A 20,831-nucleotide genomic window follows, 5' to 3' on the forward strand; every position below is an offset into this window, starting at 1 on the left:
AAATTAATTTTGAATCTTTTTTAATTGAGGATAATTCAATTAGCGTGCTTATATCAACAATTAATTTTCTTTTTGAGGAATTATTCATAGGTTTTATCATTTCTAATACTTCATTGTAACTATACGAATTCAAATATATCATCTCCTAAAAAATCTTTGTTAAGATGATTGACATATTTTATCACTTTTATCCATAATACAGCCTAACTTTAATACATTCTGTTTCAACTCTAATTTTGTTGTTTTACTCTGTAAAGATATATTATTTTTAAAATTATTAATCAGCATAAAGGAGTTTAGAGTTTCACAACTTTGTTCTGTAACTGCTCCTACTCCACTAATATCCATATCAATACTAGCTGTAATCATCTTATGATGCCAAAAAATATCAGCCTCTACTTTTTTGTTAGATTTTCTAAATCCTCGAAAAATTTTTTTACTTCTCTCTGACTCTAAATTTTCTTTTACTAGAGCTTCTAAGAAAGGAATATCTATTCCCTTTTCCTTTAACATTTCATCCAAAACTTCTGTCATTACTCCATAACTTGTCTCTTTATTATCTATAGCCTCTAAATCTTCATTCATGGATTCAGTTTTATATTTATTTAATTTATGTTTTCCCCAATATATACTACAGGTTGGACTTCCCTGAACTCCAATATATGCTAAAGGAGTATTTCTATTATTCTTAAGTTCAGATATCATATCAACATAATTCTCTAATTCTCTTCTGCAGTGTTTTCTAAAAAATACATTGTCATACTGCTGCCTTCCCTGAGGATTTCTCATATAACCCATGGCAGTAAACTCAGGACATGGAAGCTGAATAACACTAATACTTCTTTCTAAAAAATGATCCATAATCATATTACATAATTGAAATCTCTTACCTAATATATGAACCCTTACTGAGGGATTCAATAAACAATGAGAGGTAATAACAAAATAACGTTTTTTATTTGACACTTAGATCACTCCTTCTAGGAATATGTCTTAAACATATTTTGTCTAACCTCTCTTAAACTATACTCTAAAATACTTGAAACTTTACTTTTGTATAGGATCTAAAAATTTCATATTACCTTCCCATAGGTTATATCTAATTTTCACATCCTTATTTACTTCAAAAGAAACCTTCCACATTCCTTTTTTACTATCACAAGAAAAATCACTATCTTTAACTAATTGATCAGTTTTTACAACCTGACCTGCTGGATTTATAACACTATATTTAATTGGACTATTTTCTTTGCACTTTAATTTTAAATGTATATATTTATAATCTTCAGGACAGTCAAATGAAAATACATTATTACCAGTAAAAAGCTCTCTATCCTCACTATGAGTATAGCTTGATGTAAGTTTATATACGTAAAATACACAGATAATTATTAGTAATAAAGCTATAGTTAATACTACCTTTAATTTTGTTTTCTTTTTCTTTCTTTTCTTTTTCATAATTGCCCCCTTCTTATGTTTAAATGAAATTTCTATAATACATATATTTATTTTTTCTTTATTAAAAATATTTCAAAAAAAATATCACGAGATTTTCATAACTTATAGTCATGAATCTCATGATATTTTTCATTAGTGTATTTAATTAATCTAAATTAATAAGATATTGTTCTATATTTTTCTTTTGATTTTGGAATATTAAAGGTTCAATTCTATAACCTTCAATACCTGTTACGTAATTTATATAAATTTCCTTATCAAGTCCATCTATATTTCTTAAGAAAGAAACTAAATCACCTTTTATCTTATCCTTATAGCTTTCTTCTATTTCAATAAAGAAATCATTAATTCCATTTTCACTACTATATCTAGCAATTTCATTACCTATTAATCCTTCAAGATAAGATAATTTTAAAAGATGTCCTGTACCATTACATAAAGGACATTCTTCCTCCATATACTCATACATACTCTTTCCTATTCTTTTTCTTGAAATTTGTACAAGATTAAGTTCAGTAAACGGATAAACTCTTAAGTTTCCTCCATCTTCTTTTAAGGCTTCCTTAAGCTCTCTCATAACAAGAGCTCTATCTGCTTTATCTCTTAAATCAATAAAGTCAATTACTATGATTCCACTTAAATTTCTTAAAAGAATTTGTCTTCCTATTTCTCTTGCAGCTTCAATATTAGTTTCAAGAATAGTTTTTTCAAAACTTCTTTCCTTAATATTTTTACCTGAATTAACATCAATAACATGCATTGCTTCTGTTTTATCAATAACTATAGAACCACCACATGGAAGGACAACTTTGCGGTGTCTAAGTTTTAATAATTCTCTTTCAATATCGTAGAAATCAAACAGACATTTTCCTTTGTCAAAAAGCTGTAACTTAACATTTTCATCGTCTTTGATATAGTTTTTAATGAATTCATAGTCCTTTTCATCATTAACTATAATTCTAGCTCCATCAAGACCAACTTTATCACGTAAAACCTTTGAAATAACTAAGTTTTCGCCATATAGCTTACCAAGTTTTGTTGAATACTTCATTCTTCTTTTTATTTCTTCATACTCTTTAACAAGAAGGTTTCTTTCATGAATAAGTTCTTCAATACTAACACTACCAGCTTCTGTTCTAACTATAAGTTTAGCATCTTCTACTTCTGGAAGTTCTGCTGCTATAAGTTCTTTTTTAACTTCATCTTTGAATCTTACAGAAAAGTCTATTCCTCTTCCTTTTTCAAGAACCATGTACTTTGAAGCTATTCCGTATTTAGTGCTTAATTTAGCTCCCTTTTCATTTAAAGGTTCCTTTATTACCTCAACTAAAATTTCCTGTCCTTTTTTTATTCCAGACTTCTTTAGCTCATTACTATAGTAAAGGTAACCTTCCTTATCAAGACCTAAGTCCACAAAAATAGAATTTGTACCTGGAATTATATTTTTTACTCTTCCTTTATAAAGCTCTCCAATTCTAGGTTCACTTGTTTCTTCATCTACTATAGATTCCATAAGCTTTCCTTTAACTTTTATGGCAACCCTTAATGTAGCTTCTCTTCTTTCTATTAAAATCTCCTTCACTTAAATTCACCTACCTGATATTGCATAGAGGTTCATACTTTTCACCATCTAAATAGTACATTTCTTCTCTTTGTATATCTACAAAAGCATCTTCATTTACTCCTGTAGTTTTAGATTTTATGTACTCTACTAAAAGATCTGCTGATAAATGTTCTCTACTTCCTGATTGAATTAATGTTTCAATAATTAATACATTATCTTTTATCTCATACTCAAACTTATAAACTAGAGACTTTATATCAACTTCTCTTTCACCTTTTTTACTCTTTTTAATAGTTCTCCATTCAGAATCTTTAAGCATTTTTTCTAATTCTGAACTTAAGTTATCAGTATTATTATACTTTATCTTTATTCTATAACTACAAGCATCTATTAAAGCCATAGCTTGAGGAAGTTTCTTTTCACCTTCTACATTTACTATTTTAGTACATGTTAAAAACTTGATTCCCTCTGCACTTTTAGCATTTAATCTATCTAATATTTCTTGTTCATCTACTTCTTCTCCAAGAGGTAAATCCATGTATTCACCACATGAGTATACTCCAACAGATAAAGGCTGAGCTATAGATAAATTTAAATGTGGATTAAAACCTCTATTATATGTTGCAGGAAGTCCTGATCTTCTTATTATTTTTTGTATTGTTCTCATTAAATCTAAGTGAGCTATAAATTTAATTCCACTTTCCTTTGTATATTTAATTAGATATCGCACCAGCAAAACACTTCCCATCTTTAAAGTTTACATTAATACCGCATCCAGTACAGCCTTTTCTACAATTTTGTGTTAACGCACCAGTCTTAGCTTTTTCATTTTCAATTTCTAGATACTTTCTATTTACTCCAATATCTATGAAATCCCATGGTAAAACTTCATCATAGTTTCTTTCTCTATAGGCATAGAAATCTCCATCAACATTGCAATCTTTTAAAGCTTCTTGCCATGCCTCAAAGTTAAAGTATTCTGACCATCCATCAAATTTAACTCCTAATTCATGAGCTCTAATTAAAACATCACACATTCTTCTATCTCCTCTAGCAAAAAGTGCTTCCATGTATGAAGTTTGTTGATGATGATATTGATACCATATACTTCTTGAATGAATAGAGTCTTTTACAGCTTGAATCTTTTCATCTACTTCTTCTATTCTAGCCATTGGTGCCCATTGGAATGGTGTAAATGGTTTTGGAATAAGTATTGAAGTACTTACTGTTATCTTTAATCCCTTACTTCTTACCCCTTTTGGTACTGAGAAGTATTGATCTTGAATCTTATGTGCAAGTTCCCCTATAGCAGAGCAGTCTTCTAATCTTTCATATGGAAGACCAACCATAAAATAAAGCTTTATAGTATTCCATCCTGATTCAAAGGCACTTTTTGCAGCTTCAAGGATTTTTTCTTCAGTTAATCCCTTATTTATAACATCTCTCATTCTTTGAGAACCTGCTTCTGGAGCAAAAGTTAAACCTGTCTTTTTAACCTTTTGAATTTCTTTAATTAAATCTACTGAGAAAGCATCAACTCTTATTGAAGGAAGAGCTAAAGCAACTTTATTTTCTTCATGTTCTTCCATAAGGTCCTTTACTAAACCTTCAATATCTGAATAATCACAAGTACTTAAAGAAGAAAGTGAAATTTCTTGATATCCTGAATTTTGAATAAGTCTTCTTGCTTGTTCCTTTAATGTTTCTCTTGATTTTTCTCTAACTGGTCTGTAAATCATACCTGCCTGGCAGAATCTACATCCATTAGTACATCCTCTAAATAATTCTAATGTTGCTCTATCAAAAACTATATCTGTATAAGGTACTAAAATATCTTCTGGAAAATCTACCTTATCAAAATCTTGAACAATTCTTTTTTGAACTACAGCTGGAACATCTTCATATTTAGGTTTAAATTCTTTAATTGTTCCATCTTCATTATAGGTAACATCATATAAAGAAGGAACATATATACCTCTAATATGAGATATTTCTCTTAAAAAGTCTTTCTTATTGAAGTTTCCTGATTTTTTATGCTTAGCATAAACATCAAGAACATCATTCATCATTTCTTCTCCCTCACCAAGTTCAAAGAAATCAAAAATTGCATGTAAAGGTTCTGGATTATAAGCACATGAACCTCCTGCCATAATTATTGGATCATCTTCACTTCTATCTTCTGATCTTATTGGAATTCCTGACATTTCAAGCATATTTAAAATGTTTGAATAACTCATTTCATATTGAAGTGTAAATCCTAATATATCAAAATCTGTTATAGAGTCTTTAGTTTCAAGAGCATATAATGGTATATTATTTTCTCTCATCTTAGCTTCCATATCTGGCCATGGAGCAAAAACTCTTTCACAGTATGTATCTTTTCTTTCATTAATAGTGTGGTATAAAATTCTCATTCCTAAGTGAGACATACCTACTTCATAAACATCAGGGAAACAAAATGCAAATCTAATATCTACTTCTTTAGGGTTCTTTATTACCTGATTTAATTCTCCCCCAATGTATCTTGATGGCTTCTCAACCTTACATAGGATATCATCTGTTATTTTATTCATTAAAATCCTCCAAACGTTACCTTTTTATTTTTTCACATCATTATATTTTATCATATCTTTAGGATTAATAAAATCATATAAAAAATGTAACATCATTTCTTTTTCTTCCTAAAATGTTAAAATAATTTCATAATGTAAATTGAATCTATAAAATTCAAATTCTATAATATGGTTGTATACTAATTTCAAGGAGGGAAAAAAAATGATTAATTATTTAAAGAGAGTGGGAATATTTTTTTTAGTTTTTCTGCTTACTTTATCTCAAAGCTTACTACTTCCTACTTATCATGCAAGTGCTGCTCTAGCTACATCTAGAATATCAGTTCATGATCCATCAATTGTAAAGGATAATGGTAAATATTATCTTTTTGGTACTCATATATCTAATGCAGTTTCTAACAACTTAGCATCTTGGAGTTCTTTCACTACTAATGTTAATAATGATTATGAAAAAATATTTGCTAAAGGAAGCAAGTGGGCTTCTCATGGAAGTAGCTCTTATGATTTAAGAAGCAATCTTTGGGCACCAGATGTTATATACAATAAAAAGATGAAAAAATGGTGCATGTATATGAGTGTAAATGGAGATAATTACTACTCATCAATAGCACTAGCTACTTCTGATAAAATAACTGGTCCCTATACTTACTCAGGAGAAATCGTTTACTCTGGTTTTACTAATTCTACTCAGGCAAAAGAAACTGACTATGCAAAAGTAACTGGTACTAATAGTGTTAATTCAAGATATTTATCTAATGGAAGATGGAATCCATCTTATGGTCCTAATGCCATAGACCCATGTGTATTATATGATAAAGACGGAAACCTTTGGATGTCTTATGGCTCATGGTTTGGTGGTTTATTTATGTTAAAACTTGATGCTAATACTGGACTTAGAGATTATTCATACAAATATGAAACTAAAACTAATGTATCTGACGAGTATCTTGGAATTAAGATTTCTGGTGGATATGGTACTTGTGGAGAAGGTTCTTATATTGTATGGGATAAGGATTCTGGATACTATTACCTTTACGAATCTTACTGTGGACTTGATGCAACTGATAACTTTAGTGGATATCATATTCGTTTATTTAGATCAAAAAATATAACTGGACCTTACACTGATGCTGCTGGAAATTCTGCTATCTGTACAAGTGCTAATGTTAATAAAGGAAGTAAAGGGGTAAAACTCTTTGGTAACTATACTCTATCTTCATTTAATTCTGTCCAAAATGGTGAATTAAATAAAAATGGTTATAAATCTGGAGGTCATAATTCTGCTTTAGTTGATGATGATGGACAAAGATATTTAATCTATCATACAAGATTTAATACAGGTAATGAATTTCATCAAGTAAGAGTTCATCAGCAATTCTTAAATGAAGACAAGTGGCCTGTTACTGCTGTTTATGAAAATTTAGGAGATAAAATATCACCTAATGGATATTCTACTAATGATATTGTAGGTACTTACGACTTTATAAATCATGGATTAGATGCAACAACTGCTAATATTGGTATGCTTAAAACATCTAAAGTAAAATTAAATGCTAATGGAACTATTACTGGAGATTACAAAGGAACTTGGATAGAAAAATCAGGAACCTATTGCTGCACTATGGTTATTAATGGAGTTACTTATAAAGGTGTATTCTTTAAACAATCAGATGAATCAGCATCACATAAGCAAACTATGACTTTCTCTTTAATAGGTTCTAATAATGAATCTATCTGGGGTTCTAAAGTTTCTAATAATGCTGATATACCATACACTCAGCAGACTGGCGGTAATTCTGTACAAGGACTTGATGGGGTTTACTATATTAAGAACGTTTTAACTGGTTTATATTTAGATGTTGAAAATGGCTCTTCTGAAGATGGTGCTAATATTAGACAATGGCCTTTAAATAGTTCTGATGCTCAAAAGTTCAAGTTAGTTTCTGATGGTAATGGCTATTATTCAATCTTAACTGGTGCATCTAACTATAAGAGTGCTGTAGATGTTTATAATGCTTCTGCTGCAGATGGTACTAATATTAATCAATGGACCTATTCAGGCGGAGATATGCAAAAGTTTGAAGTTCATAAAACTGCTAAAGGTCAATTTGCATTTTTAACTAAAGTTTCTAATTCAAAATCATGCTTAGATGTTTATGAAATGAGCACAGATGCTGGAGCTAATATTGATGAATGGAAATATTGGAGTGGTGAAGGACAACTTTGGGTACTTGAAAAAGTCTCATCAAATAATACAACAGCTACCCCAAGCTCTCCATCAGTATCTAACAATACTTTAAACCTTACTTATTCATTAAATAGCTGGGGATCAGCAGGACAAGCCACTATTAAGATTTCTAATAATTCAAATTCTAATGTGAATAATTGGACTTTAAAATTAAAGAAGAGTGAAATAAAAATATCAACAGGCTGGAATGTAAATATTAAAGAATCTGGTGACTACTATGTTATTACACCAGTTAGCTGGAATTCAAATATACCATCAAAAGGTTCTATAGAATTTGGAATACAATATTCTGGTACTGTTAATAAACTTAATTATACTTTATAATCTATATTCTAAAAAATATCTTTGCTTAGTTTTCATACTCTGCAAAGATATTTTATACAAAATTAAAAAATCTAATTTCATTTCAATTTAATTATTTCTTATGTGCATTATAGAATTCTTTTAATTACTTTTTTCTTTCTTCTGATAACAATGTTTTCTTCATACCTTGAATTGCACCTTCTAAAGCTAAAAGCCTATGAATGCAGGCTGTTTCATAAATTTCTTGTATTCTTAACCAGGCATTTTCTGCCCCTACCTTTTGAATCAATTCCAATTTCATTTAATTGTCTTTCCACTACCTTTCCTATGTTAGGTAATTTAGATAATTCTCTCAATTTACACCCTTCTTCACTTAAATATTTCCAGTTGAATTATACCATATAATAATACTTCAAAAAATCATTATCAATGTCAATTCTAACAACTTATTTCTCGAATTTATTACCTCTTCATTTAGTTAATTCCTCTATAATAGGAGCTGATTCAGAATAAAGCTTTTCCCTTTCTTTTATAATTCCATTAAGTACATATTATTTAATCTGTATATAACTTGACACTTCAGATTGATTTGATATCTTTGAGTAATCACCAACTATCTCAATATTATATTCTTTATATGTTTCTGTATAAAATATACAAAGTTTTTCCATTACCTAAAGTCCGTCTATAAAGCTTAAAATAACTTATTTTAATCATAACGTTATATTGACCTGAGCATTTCTTCAAGTTATTCTATTATTAGACTTGTATACAAATTACTTTAATCTTTTTTAATAAAATACAAATAATTATATTTTTTTATAAAGTTTTTTGTCAATTATTTGTAAATATAAATAAGGAGGTAATAATAATGAAAAAAAGATTAATCTCAATTCTTGCAGCAGCTTTAGCTATATCTTTTATTAGTCCTATCAAAAATGCTTCTGCTGCAACAAAAGTTTCTGCTTTTCCTGGCGCTGAAGGAGGTGGAAAATATGCTACAGGAGGAAGAGGTGGTTCTATCTATTATGTAACAAATCTAAATGATAGTGGTACTGGTTCTTTCCGTGATGCAGTTAGTAAACCTAATAGAATAGTTCTCTTTAAAGTTGGGGGAACTATAGAATTAAAAAGTGATGTTGTTATAAGTTCTAATATCACTATAGCTGGTCAAACAGCCCCTGGTGGTGCTGGTATAACTTTAAAAAATTTCAAAGCAGGCCTTGGTTGAAGTAATATCATCATGAGATTTATAAGTTCAAGACCAGGAGAGCGAGGGAAATCTGCTGAATATGATGCCTTAGGTGGAGCTAATGGCTCTAATTCTATTGTTGATCACTGTTCCTTTGGATGGGCAAATGATGAGCAATGGGGATTATATTCTAACAACCTTAATTACACTACTCAATGGTCAGTTGTAGGGCCATCTAATTCTTTTTCATATCATAGTAAAGGTATACATGGCTTTGCTGTTATGCTTGGTAAGGGTAATTGTTCATGGCATAATAATATGATTGTTGATAACGTTTCCAGAAATTTTAGAGGTAAGGTTGAAGGAACTTACACAGCTGACTTTGTTAATAATGTAATTTATAACTGGGATTATCAAACTGCTTATGGTACAATTGGCCATTTAAATTATGTTGGAAACTATTTAAAAATGGGTCCTAACACTAAGGGTGGATATAATTATGTAAGTGTTGATAGCACCACAAACCCAGACAACTTTAAAATGTATCTTGCAGATAATAAGTTTGTTGATAATAAGGATAATGACTATAAAGACTTTTCAACAAACAACTGGTCTGGTATAACCTACTCCTCATCTAACGGAAGAAATGAATCTAATGTGAAGTCAAATACTCCATTTCAAATTATGGATAATGGTGATGATTTATCTGTAGCACTAAAAGCTGAAAGCGCTGAATCTGCTTATAACAATGTATTAAAGTACTCTGGCGCTGGTATAAGCTCTGACTTAAGAACTGCTATAGATAAACAAGTTATGAATGAAGCTAAAACTGGAACTGGACAGCTTGTTGGTGCAAGAGCTTATAGTGAAGCTAATTCTTCTCAAAAAGATACCATTGATAAATATGGTATTAAATGTGGAGTTGAATTTAATTATCCAGAAGCTATTACAACTGGTGCTCCTAAAGACTCTGATAATGATGGTATGCCTGACTTTTGGGAAATTGAAAGAAACCTTAACCCTAATAATGCTTCTGATGCTAATGACGACTATTGTGGACAAGGCTATACAAACATTGAATATTATTTAAATGATTTAACTGTTGATGCCTTCCCTAAAGGAACTGTTATTATTTCACCCCAAAAAAATAGTACTTCAAGTAGCAGCACTGAAAAACAAGATGTAACACCTGCAAATGATATTACTAATAATGCAGTTTACACAATAAAAAATAAGAAAAGTAACTTATTTATGGAGGTTACAGGAGGTACAGCAGCTAACGGAACTAATATACAGCAATGGGGTGCTACAACCCCTGCTTCATATAATACTTGGAAATTAGTTTCTGCTGGTAATGACTATTACTATATTTATTCTGAATTAGGTGATGGAAATACTTATACTCTTTATGTAACAGGTGGTAAAGCTACTGATAATACAAATGTTGAATTATATACAAAAAATACATCTAATGCACAACTATATAGAATTATTAAAAATTCAGATGGTACTTATTCATTTCTTACTAAAGCTTCATCTTTATCAAGCTGCGTAGAAGTTGCAGCTTCAAGTACTTCAAGTGGTGCTAATGTACAGCAAAATACCTTTACTGGAGCTGACAATCAAAAGTGGATATTAACAAAAGTAAACACTAATTCTGCTACTAAGCCATCAACTAAAGTTACTAATAACTTAAAAGTTGATTATACAATTAACAACTGGGGATCTACTAATCAAGTAAATTTCAAAATTACAAATAACTCCTCTTCTACTATCTCAACATGGACTTTAAAGGTTAAGAAGAGTGATGTTTCTATAACTACTGGATGGAATATTAATTTATCTGAAAGTGGTGATTACTATGTTATTACTCCTGTAGGCTGGAATTCATCAATAGCACCAGGACAAAGCATAGAATTTGGAACTCAAGGTAATGGAAATGCAAATAAAACTATAAACTACTTAATTAATTAATTTTAGGGGGATAATATTATGAATAAAAGAATAAAAGCATTTATATCTGCTTCTTTAGTTATTACTTCTGCTTTAGTACTTCAACCTTTAGTATCATCTAGTAATAATATACTTGCAGGTGAAAAAGTACAAGCAGTTACTGCTAGACAAATAGAATCTTTAAACAGAGGATTAACTGCAGTCAAAACTTCTAATGGAGTTTTAGTATCTTGGAGACTTCTTGGTACTGAAGACTACAACATTGGTTTTAATGTTTATAGAGATGGCAAAAAAATTGCTGGACCTATAACTAATTCAACTAACTTTTTAGATAAAAGTGGCTCTGCTTCATCTAAGTATTATGTAACAACAGTAATAAACGGTGTTGAGCAAACTCAAAGTGATACTGTTATAGCCTTATCTAATAATTATATAGATGTTCCAATACAAAAACCTGCTAATACTAGTTTAGATGGAGTAACTGTTACTTATTCAGCTAATGATGCAACTGTTGCTGATTTAGATGGTGATGGTGAATATGAATTTATAGTAAAATGGGATCCATCAAACTCTAAGGATAATTCTCAAAAAGGTTATACTTCTAATGTTTATATTGATGCTTACAAAATGAATGGTAAGAGATTATGGAGAATTGACCTTGGAAAGAATATTAGAGCTGGTGCCCACTATACTCAATTTATTGCTTATGATTTAAATGGAGATGGAAAAGCTGAAGTTGCTATGAAAACAGCAGATGGAACTGTAGCAGGTGATGGAAGCGTTATTGGAGATAAGAGTAAAGATTATAGAAACTCAAGTGGATATATTTTATCAGGTCCTGAATACCTTACTTTATTTGAAGGAAGCACTGGTAAAATACTTAATAATCAAGAATTCACTCCAACAAGAGGAACTGTTAAGTCATGGGGAGACTCTTATGGAAACAGAGTTGATAGATTCTTAGCTGGCGTAGCTTATTTAGATGGCAAAACTCCAAGTCTTATTATGTGTAGAGGTTACTATACAAGATCAGTAATAAGCGCTTATAAGTATCAAAATGGTTCATTAAATAAACAATGGACATTTGATAGTAATACTTCCGGCAACTCAGCTTATGCTGCTCAAGGTGCTCATAGCCTTAACATTTCTGATATAGATAATGATGGATATGATGAAATCGTTTATGGTTCAGCAGCTATTGACCACACAGGAAAAGGTCTTTATTCTACTAAATTAGGTCATGGAGATGCTCTTCATACTGGTGACTTTGATCCAAACCACTCTGGTCTTGAAACATTTATGGTTCATGAAGAAAAAGGCTCTGCTGCAGGTATAGAACTTAGAGACGCAAAAACTGGTAATAGATTATTTGGTAAAAAGACAGGTACTGACGTTGGTAGAGGTTTAATTGCTAACATAGGTCCTGATTATTATCCATATATATTACTTACTACTGATGGTTGCTATGATTCTAAAGGAAATGCTGTTACAACTAAAGCTGCTTCATTAAGTAAAAACTTTACTTCTTACTGGGATGGAGATTTATATCAAGAATTATTAGATGGTACTCATATAGATAAGTGGAATTCTAATACTAAATCTATAGATAGATTATTAACTGGAAGTAATGTTCATTCAAACAATACTACAAAGGCTACTCCAAGTCTTTCAGGTGATATTTTAGGTGACTTTAGAGAAGAAGTTATTTGGCCTACTTCTGATGACTCTGCACTTAGAATTTACATGACTCCTTATGAAACAAACCACAGACTATATACTTTAATGAGTGATGTTCAATATAGAGAAGCTATTGCATGGCAAAATGTTGGATATAATCAACCACCTCATCCAAGCTATTATATAGGTGAAGATATGAAAACTCCAACTAAACCTAATGTTTATACTGTTGGAAATTATGCTGAAAAGAAAATAAATAGTTCTTCTAATACTGGAAATACTCAAAATAGTACTATTCCAGGAAGTACTGTTACTTTAAGTGATGGATGGTATTATATCAAAAATCTTAATGCACAAAAATACTTACAAGTAACAAGCAATAAGGGTAAGTCTGGACAAAATGTTGAAATTGGTACTGGAACAGGTGTGTTAGGCCAAAGATGGTACCTTACTAACTGTGGAAATGGCTATATAACTTTAAAGAGTGGTTTAGGTGAATTTATGCTTGATGTAACAGCAGCCAAAAATGAAGATGGTACTAATATTGAAATATATAATACTAATTCAAAGGACGCTCAAAAATTCATGTTAAAAACTTCTTCTGTAAATGGCGCTTATGTTATTGCTACTAAATCTAGTAATCTAACAAAGGTTTTAGATGACTATAACTTCTCAAAAGAAGATGGTACTAACGTTTGTCAATGGACTTATGGTGGAGGAACTAATCAAATTTGGGTATTTGAAAAGATTAATTAATTTTAAAAAAGGGGGTGTCCTCCCCTTTTTTTACCTTCTTAATATTATTTTAATATTACAGCAGTATTAATATTAGAAGCTTTCTTAGCAGGCCTAACCCCTGCTATTATTCCAATAATCATACTTAATAGAACAATTTTAATTATATTTTCAACTTTAAATACCAAATTAATTCTTAAAATAGTCACTATAATATATGATATAAAAACTCCAATAATATATCCAATTATAGAGAATATAAATACTATCAACATGGACTCTAACAAAAATAATAATTGAACCTCTCTCTTCTTCATACCTAATGCTCTATAAATAGCCACTTCATTTGTTCTTTCTAGAATTGAAATATACATAATATTAGCAACGTTTATTCCTGCTACTATAATAGATATACCCGCTATTATTATAATAAAAATAGAAATTGAATTAACTGCTTCCTCAACAGATTTATTAATTTCTTCTGATATGTTTACAAACTTATACCCTTCTGGAACAACCTTATTTAATCTATCTACTACTTCTTTTGCTACTTCCTTATTGTTATAATTTTCATTACAAACAAGTTCAAATGTAGAACTCTCTTCATAGCTACTAGGTTTTATAACTGTCTCTTTATCTTCTGGAAAATATAATATAGGCATTCCTCCTGAAAAATCTTGACTTGTATATCCTATTACTTCGTAATTTATTCCATTAACAGTAATAAATTTTCCTATCTTTATCTTATTATCAAATTCGTCACTATTTCTTACTATTACAACATTTCCCACTCTACTTTTGAAATCTTCACCTTCATTAATTATTACATCATTATCAAATTCATATTCCACACTATTTTCTTCTTGGCTATTATATATATACTTTAAAAGTTCTTGTCCATCATCTTTAGTAAAACTTTTTACAGACTGCATATCTTTAGATATATTTTGAAGAGCTTGTTTAACTTTAGGCATTTCTAAAATAGAGTTAGTATTATCACTAACTGTAACACTATTTACTAACCCTATACTTATTGAATTTCCATTAACTTTAGTATTCATTCCATAAGAAAAGCTATCTGATATTGTAAAAATAATAACTAAAGAAGAAATACCTATTAATATACCAAGTCCAGTTAAAAATGTCCTAAAAGAATTAAAGCTAAGTGATTTAAATATATTTTTCAAATAATATACAATCATACTATTATCTCTCCATTCTTAAGTTGCAAAATTCTATCAGCCTTTTTAGCAATATCATTATCGTGAGTAACAAAAATAACAGTTGTTCCTTGTTTATTTATATCCATAATTATATTTAAGATTTCTTGAGTTGTAGTTTCATCTAATGCTCCAGTTGGTTCATCTGCAATTATAAGTTTAGGATTAGTTACTAAAGCTCTTGCTATAGCTACTCGCTGCTTTTGTCCTCCACTCAATTCTTCAGGATAAGAGTTAATCTTATCTATTAGCCCAACCTTATCTATTATTTCTAATATCTTTTTTTTATTAATTTTTTTATATTTTATTACATAAGAAAGTTCTACATTTTTATATACATTATATCTAGATATTAGTTGAAAATCTTGAAATATAAAGCCTATATCTCTTCTCATTAATGTCAGCTTACCATCATTACATCCATTGACAACTTCACCATCAAAATTATACCTTCCTTGAAAATCACTATCTAAAAGTCCTATAATTTTTATTAGAGTAGATTTACCAGATCCACTTTTCCCAACTATCGCTACAAATTCAGATTTATTAATACTAATATTTATATCTTTTAAAGCTGTTAATTGAAAATTTCTACCCTTATATCTTTTACTTACATTTTCTAATTTTATCATAATTATTTCTCCATATAGCTTTCAAGCGTATCTCCATTATCTATTCCTTTAATGACTCTATAAGAAGATTTTTCTTTCTCTAAATCAACTCTAATTTCTTCTCCATTTTTTTTAACAAATAATTCTCCATCTCTCTCTTGCACATAATCTTCAGGAACTAATATTTCATTACTATTATCTATAATGTTAACCATATTATTTCTTAATAAAGATTTATCTGTATTAATATCAAAAACTACTTTATAGTAAGAGCTTACACCTTTATTACTTAAATCATCATTTGGAATAATATACTTTAATGTTGCTGCCCCAATTTCTTCATCATTCATTTCAATTTTATACTGCTTTTCCTTTTCAAATGAACTTACCTGTTGTTGAGTAGCATTATATACAACTTCATAACTTAGTGAATATAATTCTAACATTCCATCATTTATAATAACTTGACCATCAAAATCAGCCGTTTCATTTTTAGTTTCATATTGAATATCTACTTTTAAATCTCTTAATCCTCTTTCAAAATCTAATTTTAACTTCTTCATCTCTTCAATAGAATTATCTAAATCTGATTTTTTAATCTTATATTCTTCAATTAATGCTAAATCCTCACAAGATTCTATTTTTTTAGCAATTTCATTACTATTATTAGTTAACTTTTTTATCTTATCATCACAAGATGCAATATCCTGCTCCATATTACTTATTTTATTATTATTTTTAATTGTTTCTGCATTATTATCATTATTTATCTTATAAAGCTCCTGCCCCTTAGTAACTATGTCACCATTATTTACAGATAAAATAATACTATCAGAAATCATATAACTTTTATAACTTTTAGAATCTATATATCCTGAAAATGAAATATAATTACTTTTTACTTCATAAGTCTCATATTCCTTTTTCTTATCACTTTTACTACAAGAACATATACTAAAAATGAATAGTATTGACACAATAAACGTTAATATTTTCTTCATAATAATACTCTCTTTTAATTAATTACTTCTCTTATCATGTTGACTTTTTCATTTATATATTCTTCTTTATCTCTATCAATAAAAAAGTTTCCATTTTCATTAATTCTTTCACCAGTTTCATAATTAATATCAATACTATAATTTTTTTCTTTTTCTATTAAAGAAATTTGAATATATTTATCACTGTCTTTATCTGTGCCATATAAATTTCCATATTCTACAACTTCCTGTAACTTATCTGCCTTTTGTGGTATATTAATATCATAATTAGCAATTGAAATTCCATTAAAAATATCATCATCACTTAATACATATTTGTATTCAGGATATTTTTCAGTAAAGTCAATTCTCTTTAATTTTTCTTCCCATTCATCAGAAGAAATTCCTAATACTTCAGATATAACCTTATTATCCTCTACTTTTTTCTTATTTTCTAAGCATCCAAATAACAAAGTATTTGCACAAACTATAATGCTTAATAACAATATCTTTCTTTTCATAAATTTCACCCTAAATTTTTCTATACTTCTTATATATATATCCGTCAAATTTAAACTTCTTAAATGTTTGAGTTTTGTCAATATAATTAGTCACATCTACTTCTCTAATAATTTTTTCTTTCTTTTTCACAAGTAAAATACTCTTATCTTCATATATAAATAGATAATAAGACCCTTCTGCTGATGCTAATAATGAATCTTTTATTGTAAGAAGCTGATCAAAAAATATATCTAATATTGTTTCTTTTATACCCATGTGTTTTTTTCTTAATAGTTCATATGAGCTATTAGAATTTTTTTTATACTTTTCTAAAATTTCATCCATAAAAACAACCCCTTTAACTTATCTAAATCAAATTTCCATATATTCCAATTATATCAACAATTTCATACATTACAAATGGTAAAATAACTATCATTTTTTTCTTTACCTGTTCTATATTTTTTATCTGCTTTAACTGGTAAATATATATGAATGGATTTATAAATAACAATAACAAGAATATAGATTTAAAACCCAATATATAGACAGTACAAAATATAAGTAAACGTGTATATAATAATGGCATTAATAACATTAATGCTGTATCCTTTGATTCTCTACTATCAAGTGTATTTTTAGTTAAAATTTTATATACAACTCTATATATAAAACCCATTATCACTATATTTAATATAAATATAAAGGTATTAATAAGTATGTCCAAAATAAATATTAATATTTGATTATTATTTAAAATTTCCTTTATTATTTCAGATGCATTAAAAAAACTCACTACACTTAACAAAATAATATAAATTAAACTCAATAAGATTTTACACTCTTTTTTCATCATTTTTCCTCTCTTCTTTTAATATATCAATCATTAGAATAAACGTAAGTAAAAATACAAATATGCTGTATATTAAAAATAAACTTTTGCTTATACTTCCATATATTTTTAATAATCCAACAATTACAAGTGTATATTTTACAATATTTACATAAACAGATGTTAGTCTATTATTCTTTATAACTATAATGAAATGCATTATGGAAGATATAACTGAAATAATAAATACATCAAAAAGCACATAAATATATTCCAATTCTCCACATATAGATAAAAGTATTATTGTTAAAAGTAACTTTATAACCACTTCTGTGAATATTGTTTTTAATTTACAAAGCTTAACATGCAAAATATCTTTATCACTTAAATTTCTATCTAAAAATATATGATCAAATTTCATAATATCGTACTCTTTTTTAGTTTTTTTATTAAAAACTCCTGCAGGTGCTATAATAAATATAACAGTCATTAAAGTAGAATATTGATCATTGGTATCTCTTATCAAAAAGAATAGAATAACTATTGATATTATAGATATTACTATACTTTGAAAATTTAAAAGATAATCTTTATACACTTCCATATCAAATTTTTTTATCCAATTTATACTTTTATATATAATTGTAATTTTATTATTAGATTCACTTTTTTTCTTAATTCGGCTAATACAAATAAGAACTACTATAGTCATTAATGATGAAATAAAGAATTGTACTAAAGACTTAATACTTCCAGGCTCATTTAATATAACTTCTGCATAAAAAAAATTATTAACAACACCTATAATAAGCATCGCAATTATAGCTAAATCTAATATAATCTTGAGAAAAATCATATTAGGTCTTCTCACACCAATTATATGATTAATGGGCATCAAAATAATGTATGTAACAAGTACAATAATTACCCAAATAAACGATTGCACATCTTTAATAATAAGAAAAATAGATGAACAAAAGAACAAAATCAAATTACTTATATAGTTATCTTTAAAAAATCTTTGAATTATATAACTTTTAAAAAATCTAAAACTATTTATATCTAAATCAAATAATTTGAAATCATCGTAAACCATAAATATCTGATTTTCTTTTAAAAAACTTGCAAAAGAAATAAAAATAAAAAAACTCAATATGCAAAGCTTTGTATACTTACTGCTTATGAAAAAAAATATAGCAAATAGTAGTGAAAGACCTATTCCTAGAAAAACTTCTTTTTTATAATTTATTTTAGAATTTTTAATTAATATCTTGCTAAATAATATATCAAATGAATCTATCATAGGCTTCTATCCCCTTATTTTTAACTTCATATATTTTACTACATGCCTTATCTAAATAATTAAAATCATGACTAATAATAATAATCTCTTTATCAATTTTTATAAATTCATTAATAATATTTTCATTGCTTTTTTCATCTATAGATTCAAAAGGCTCGTCTATTAAAAGCATCTCTCTTTTTGATAAGAACGTTAATAATAATGCTACTTTTTTCTGAGTTCCTTTAGATAAATTTCCAATAGAATAATCTAAATACTCTTTGATTCCTAATAAATTAATATAGTACTCAGAATTACTTGTATCAAAAGATTCAAGTTTTTCTACAAGCAATAAAAAATCCCTTATGGAAAACCTTTCATATTTAGAAAAATTGTATCTTGTATAATAACACTTTTTATCTACTTTAATAGTTCCATCTTTAGGTAAAATTTCTCCAGCAAGTAACTTTAACAGAGTTGTTTTTCCTACACCATTAACTCCGATAATTCCAACTTTATTTTCTTTAACTTCTATATTGGCATTTTTTAATATTAAATTATCATCATATCCAAAAAATAGATTTTTAACTTGCCACATTTGCTGTTCCCTCCAATACTGCAGCTATTATAGTACAAATTAGTATAAATAGATAAGCACCCGCCACCATTTTCCCTTCTTTTTTCCAATCAATCTTAATATCATTTAATAATTTTTTTGCATCAATAATATATCTATAACTTAATATAATTGAAATCATTATTGCTATTACTTCAAAAAATAAATGCCTATATAATATGTAAAATTGAGATTTAAATGGTAAACTTATAATTTCACTTATATTAATACCTATTGATATAAATTGTATTATATAAAAATACAAATTAATAAAAGGTAAAAATGATATACTTATAAAAAACTTTATATTATTTAAAAAAAAGAACATAATTCCCGGATTATCTTGAGAATAATTAATACTTAAAGTAAGGTTAGAATTTACTCCTCCACTAATTAATCCTCCAGTACAATATCCTAAAATAATAAGAAAAAAAGCTGATATTAAACTAAAATATAAAATTTCTTTTTCTTTCACTACATATTCATCCTTTTCCTAAAAGTTTTTATCACAAGAGCTTGGCCCCCTAGAGGTCAAGCTCTAATTGATAAATTAAAATTAATATTTTACTATAATAGCAATATTATAACCATCCTGTAGCTCCACCAATTATTGTTCCTATTGGTCCTGCTATACTTCCTGATGCTCCTAATAATGAAGCTACATAACCAGCAGCAGCTGTTGCTCCAACAGCAACAACTTTAGAAACTATCTTCTTTGCAACTGTTTTACCAACACTTTTTGCTAAAAATGTTACTATTGCATTTTGCCCCATGCTTTTTAATTTTTTCTCAATCCATTTACCAACTAAATATCCTGCTTTCATTTCACTTTCCCCTTTTTACTTTATTGTAATATATTACGCTTTTATTTTACATATTTTTCTCATATTTGTAAATAAACTTCATAAAATTTATAACTCTTTTTTTAAATCAAGTAATACCAAATTAATTAATTAGGATATTTTTTCAATCAAATAAATATAAACTATGATAGTGCATTTTTACTTGAAAAATTTTACAGTCAAGTAACCAAACAGAATCCTAAGCTATTTTTAATGACTCAAAAATTTCTTCTATCGGCGTACC

General features: G+C 28.0%; 18 protein-coding genes and 1 pseudogene. 4 read left to right on the top strand and 15 right to left on the bottom strand.

The window, feature by feature from the left end; all coding sequences use genetic code 11:
• Nucleotides 1-159 precede the first annotated feature (159 nt).
• From BM384_RS07250 to BM384_RS07270, 5 genes are all read right to left on the bottom strand, one after another.
• Entirely contained in the window at nt 160-966 is an 807-nt protein-coding gene (locus BM384_RS07250; RefSeq protein ID WP_139232063.1) for a DUF523 domain-containing protein, read from the bottom strand.
• An 81-nt stretch (nt 967-1,047) separates the two neighbouring features.
• Nucleotides 1,048-1,458 (bottom strand): hypothetical protein, encoded by a 411-nt coding sequence (locus BM384_RS07255; protein ID WP_090012485.1) that lies wholly within the window; start codon nt 1,456-1,458, stop codon nt 1,048-1,050.
• Between the two features lie 145 nt (nt 1,459-1,603).
• Entirely contained in the window at nt 1,604-3,040 is a 1,437-nt protein-coding gene (locus BM384_RS07260; protein ID WP_090012487.1) for an Rne/Rng family ribonuclease, read from the bottom strand.
• Between the two features lie 10 nt (nt 3,041-3,050).
• Nucleotides 3,051-3,752 carry a TIGR03936 family radical SAM-associated protein gene (locus BM384_RS07265; RefSeq protein WP_090012489.1) on the bottom strand — a complete coding sequence of 234 codons (702 nt, stop codon included), beginning with the start codon at nt 3,750-3,752 and terminating at the stop codon, nt 3,051-3,053.
• Nucleotides 3,736-5,595: a TIGR03960 family B12-binding radical SAM protein gene (locus BM384_RS07270; protein ID WP_090012491.1), complete on the bottom strand. Its 1,860-nt coding sequence runs from the start codon at nt 5,593-5,595 to the stop codon at nt 3,736-3,738. Before BM384_RS07270 ends, BM384_RS07265 begins: the two co-directional genes overlap by 17 nt.
• 202 nt (nt 5,596-5,797) lie before the next feature.
• Between BM384_RS07270 and BM384_RS07275 the strand changes: the two genes are divergently transcribed.
• Nucleotides 5,798-8,167 carry an RICIN domain-containing protein gene (locus BM384_RS07275; RefSeq protein WP_175537309.1) on the top strand — a complete coding sequence of 790 codons (2,370 nt, stop codon included), beginning with the start codon at nt 5,798-5,800 and terminating at the stop codon, nt 8,165-8,167.
• Between the two features lie 124 nt (nt 8,168-8,291).
• Here BM384_RS07275 and BM384_RS07280 read toward each other — a convergent pair.
• Nucleotides 8,292-8,502, bottom strand: a pseudogene (locus BM384_RS07280) (TfoX/Sxy family DNA transformation protein).
• A gap of 515 nt (nt 8,503-9,017) precedes the next feature.
• Between BM384_RS07280 and BM384_RS18185 the strand changes: the two are divergent.
• The 3 genes from BM384_RS18185 to BM384_RS07290 are packed head-to-tail and all read left to right on the top strand — an operon-like array spanning nt 9,018 to nt 13,724.
• A complete protein-coding gene (locus tag BM384_RS18185; protein WP_242945974.1) occupies nt 9,018-9,377 on the top strand; it encodes a hypothetical protein in 360 nt (119 codons plus the stop codon).
• Between the two features lie 12 nt (nt 9,378-9,389).
• On the top strand, nt 9,390-11,312 hold the full coding sequence (locus tag BM384_RS07285; RefSeq protein WP_242945975.1) for an RICIN domain-containing protein: 1,923 nt from the start codon (nt 9,390-9,392) through the stop codon (nt 11,310-11,312).
• Between the two features lie 18 nt (nt 11,313-11,330).
• A complete protein-coding gene (locus BM384_RS07290) occupies nt 11,331-13,724 on the top strand; it encodes a rhamnogalacturonan lyase family protein (protein ID WP_207650704.1) in 2,394 nt (797 codons plus the stop codon).
• 44 nt (nt 13,725-13,768) lie between these two features.
• Here BM384_RS07290 and BM384_RS07295 read toward each other — a convergent pair whose 3' ends face one another.
• From BM384_RS07295 to BM384_RS07340, 9 genes are all read right to left on the bottom strand, one after another.
• Nucleotides 13,769-14,905: an ABC transporter permease gene (locus BM384_RS07295; protein WP_090012493.1), complete on the bottom strand. Its 1,137-nt coding sequence runs from the start codon at nt 14,903-14,905 to the stop codon at nt 13,769-13,771.
• A complete protein-coding gene (locus BM384_RS07300) occupies nt 14,902-15,555 on the bottom strand; it encodes an ABC transporter ATP-binding protein (protein ID WP_090012495.1) in 654 nt (217 codons plus the stop codon). The genes BM384_RS07295 and BM384_RS07300 overlap by 4 nt, the downstream gene beginning before the upstream one ends.
• A 2-nt stretch (nt 15,556-15,557) precedes the next feature.
• Nucleotides 15,558-16,535 (bottom strand): efflux RND transporter periplasmic adaptor subunit, encoded by a 978-nt coding sequence (locus BM384_RS07305; protein WP_090012497.1) that lies wholly within the window; start codon nt 16,533-16,535, stop codon nt 15,558-15,560.
• A gap of 14 nt (nt 16,536-16,549) precedes the next feature.
• A complete protein-coding gene (locus BM384_RS07310) occupies nt 16,550-17,035 on the bottom strand; it encodes a hypothetical protein (protein WP_090012499.1) in 486 nt (161 codons plus the stop codon).
• Between the two features lie 10 nt (nt 17,036-17,045).
• Entirely contained in the window at nt 17,046-17,360 is a 315-nt protein-coding gene (locus BM384_RS07315; RefSeq protein ID WP_090012500.1) for a hypothetical protein, read from the bottom strand.
• A gap of 491 nt (nt 17,361-17,851) precedes the next feature.
• On the bottom strand, nt 17,852-19,150 hold the full coding sequence (locus tag BM384_RS07325) for a hypothetical protein (protein ID WP_090012504.1): 1,299 nt from the start codon (nt 19,148-19,150) through the stop codon (nt 17,852-17,854).
• Nucleotides 19,134-19,727: an ATP-binding cassette domain-containing protein gene (locus tag BM384_RS07330; RefSeq protein ID WP_090012505.1), complete on the bottom strand. Its 594-nt coding sequence runs from the start codon at nt 19,725-19,727 to the stop codon at nt 19,134-19,136. The genes BM384_RS07325 and BM384_RS07330 overlap by 17 nt, the downstream gene beginning before the upstream one ends.
• Nucleotides 19,714-20,220, bottom strand: a complete 507-nt coding sequence (locus tag BM384_RS07335) for a hypothetical protein (RefSeq protein ID WP_090012507.1) — start codon at nt 20,218-20,220, stop codon at nt 19,714-19,716. Before BM384_RS07335 ends, BM384_RS07330 begins: the two co-directional genes overlap by 14 nt.
• 106 nt (nt 20,221-20,326) lie before the next feature.
• Entirely contained in the window at nt 20,327-20,569 is a 243-nt protein-coding gene (locus BM384_RS07340; protein ID WP_090012508.1) for a hypothetical protein, read from the bottom strand.
• Nucleotides 20,570-20,831: the final 262 nt, after the last annotated feature.

This window comes from Clostridium sp. DSM 8431 (assembly GCF_900116755.1).
Classification (GTDB): domain Bacteria; phylum Bacillota; class Clostridia; order Clostridiales; family Clostridiaceae; genus Clostridium.

Excerpts from the sequence above, each read along its gene's own strand:
- BM384_RS07285 (WP_242945975.1), top strand. The coding sequence starts at position 9,390 with ATGAGATTTATAAGTTCAAGACCAGGAGAGCGAGGGAAATCTGCTGAA.
- BM384_RS18185 (WP_242945974.1), top strand. The coding sequence starts at position 9,018 with ATGAAAAAAAGATTAATCTCAATTCTTGCAGCAGCTTTAGCTATATCT.
- BM384_RS07275 (WP_175537309.1), top strand. The coding sequence starts at position 5,798 with ATGATTAATTATTTAAAGAGAGTGGGAATATTTTTTTTAGTTTTTCTG.
- BM384_RS07290 (WP_207650704.1), top strand. The coding sequence starts at position 11,331 with ATGAATAAAAGAATAAAAGCATTTATATCTGCTTCTTTAGTTATTACT.
- BM384_RS07305 (WP_090012497.1), bottom strand. The coding sequence starts at position 16,535 with ATGAAGAAAATATTAACGTTTATTGTGTCAATACTATTCATTTTTAGT.
- BM384_RS07310 (WP_090012499.1), bottom strand. The coding sequence starts at position 17,035 with ATGAAAAGAAAGATATTGTTATTAAGCATTATAGTTTGTGCAAATACT.
- BM384_RS07300 (WP_090012495.1), bottom strand. The coding sequence starts at position 15,555 with ATGATAAAATTAGAAAATGTAAGTAAAAGATATAAGGGTAGAAATTTT.
- BM384_RS07330 (WP_090012505.1), bottom strand. The coding sequence starts at position 19,727 with ATGTGGCAAGTTAAAAATCTATTTTTTGGATATGATGATAATTTAATA.
- BM384_RS07270 (WP_090012491.1), bottom strand. The coding sequence starts at position 5,595 with ATGAATAAAATAACAGATGATATCCTATGTAAGGTTGAGAAGCCATCA.
- BM384_RS07340 (WP_090012508.1), bottom strand. The coding sequence starts at position 20,569 with ATGAAAGCAGGATATTTAGTTGGTAAATGGATTGAGAAAAAATTAAAA.
- BM384_RS07295 (WP_090012493.1), bottom strand. The coding sequence starts at position 14,905 with ATGATTGTATATTATTTGAAAAATATATTTAAATCACTTAGCTTTAAT.
- BM384_RS07255 (WP_090012485.1), bottom strand. The coding sequence starts at position 1,458 with ATGAAAAAGAAAAGAAAGAAAAAGAAAACAAAATTAAAGGTAGTATTA.
- BM384_RS07325 (WP_090012504.1), bottom strand. The coding sequence starts at position 19,150 with ATGATAGATTCATTTGATATATTATTTAGCAAGATATTAATTAAAAAT.
- BM384_RS07315 (WP_090012500.1), bottom strand. The coding sequence starts at position 17,360 with ATGGATGAAATTTTAGAAAAGTATAAAAAAAATTCTAATAGCTCATAT.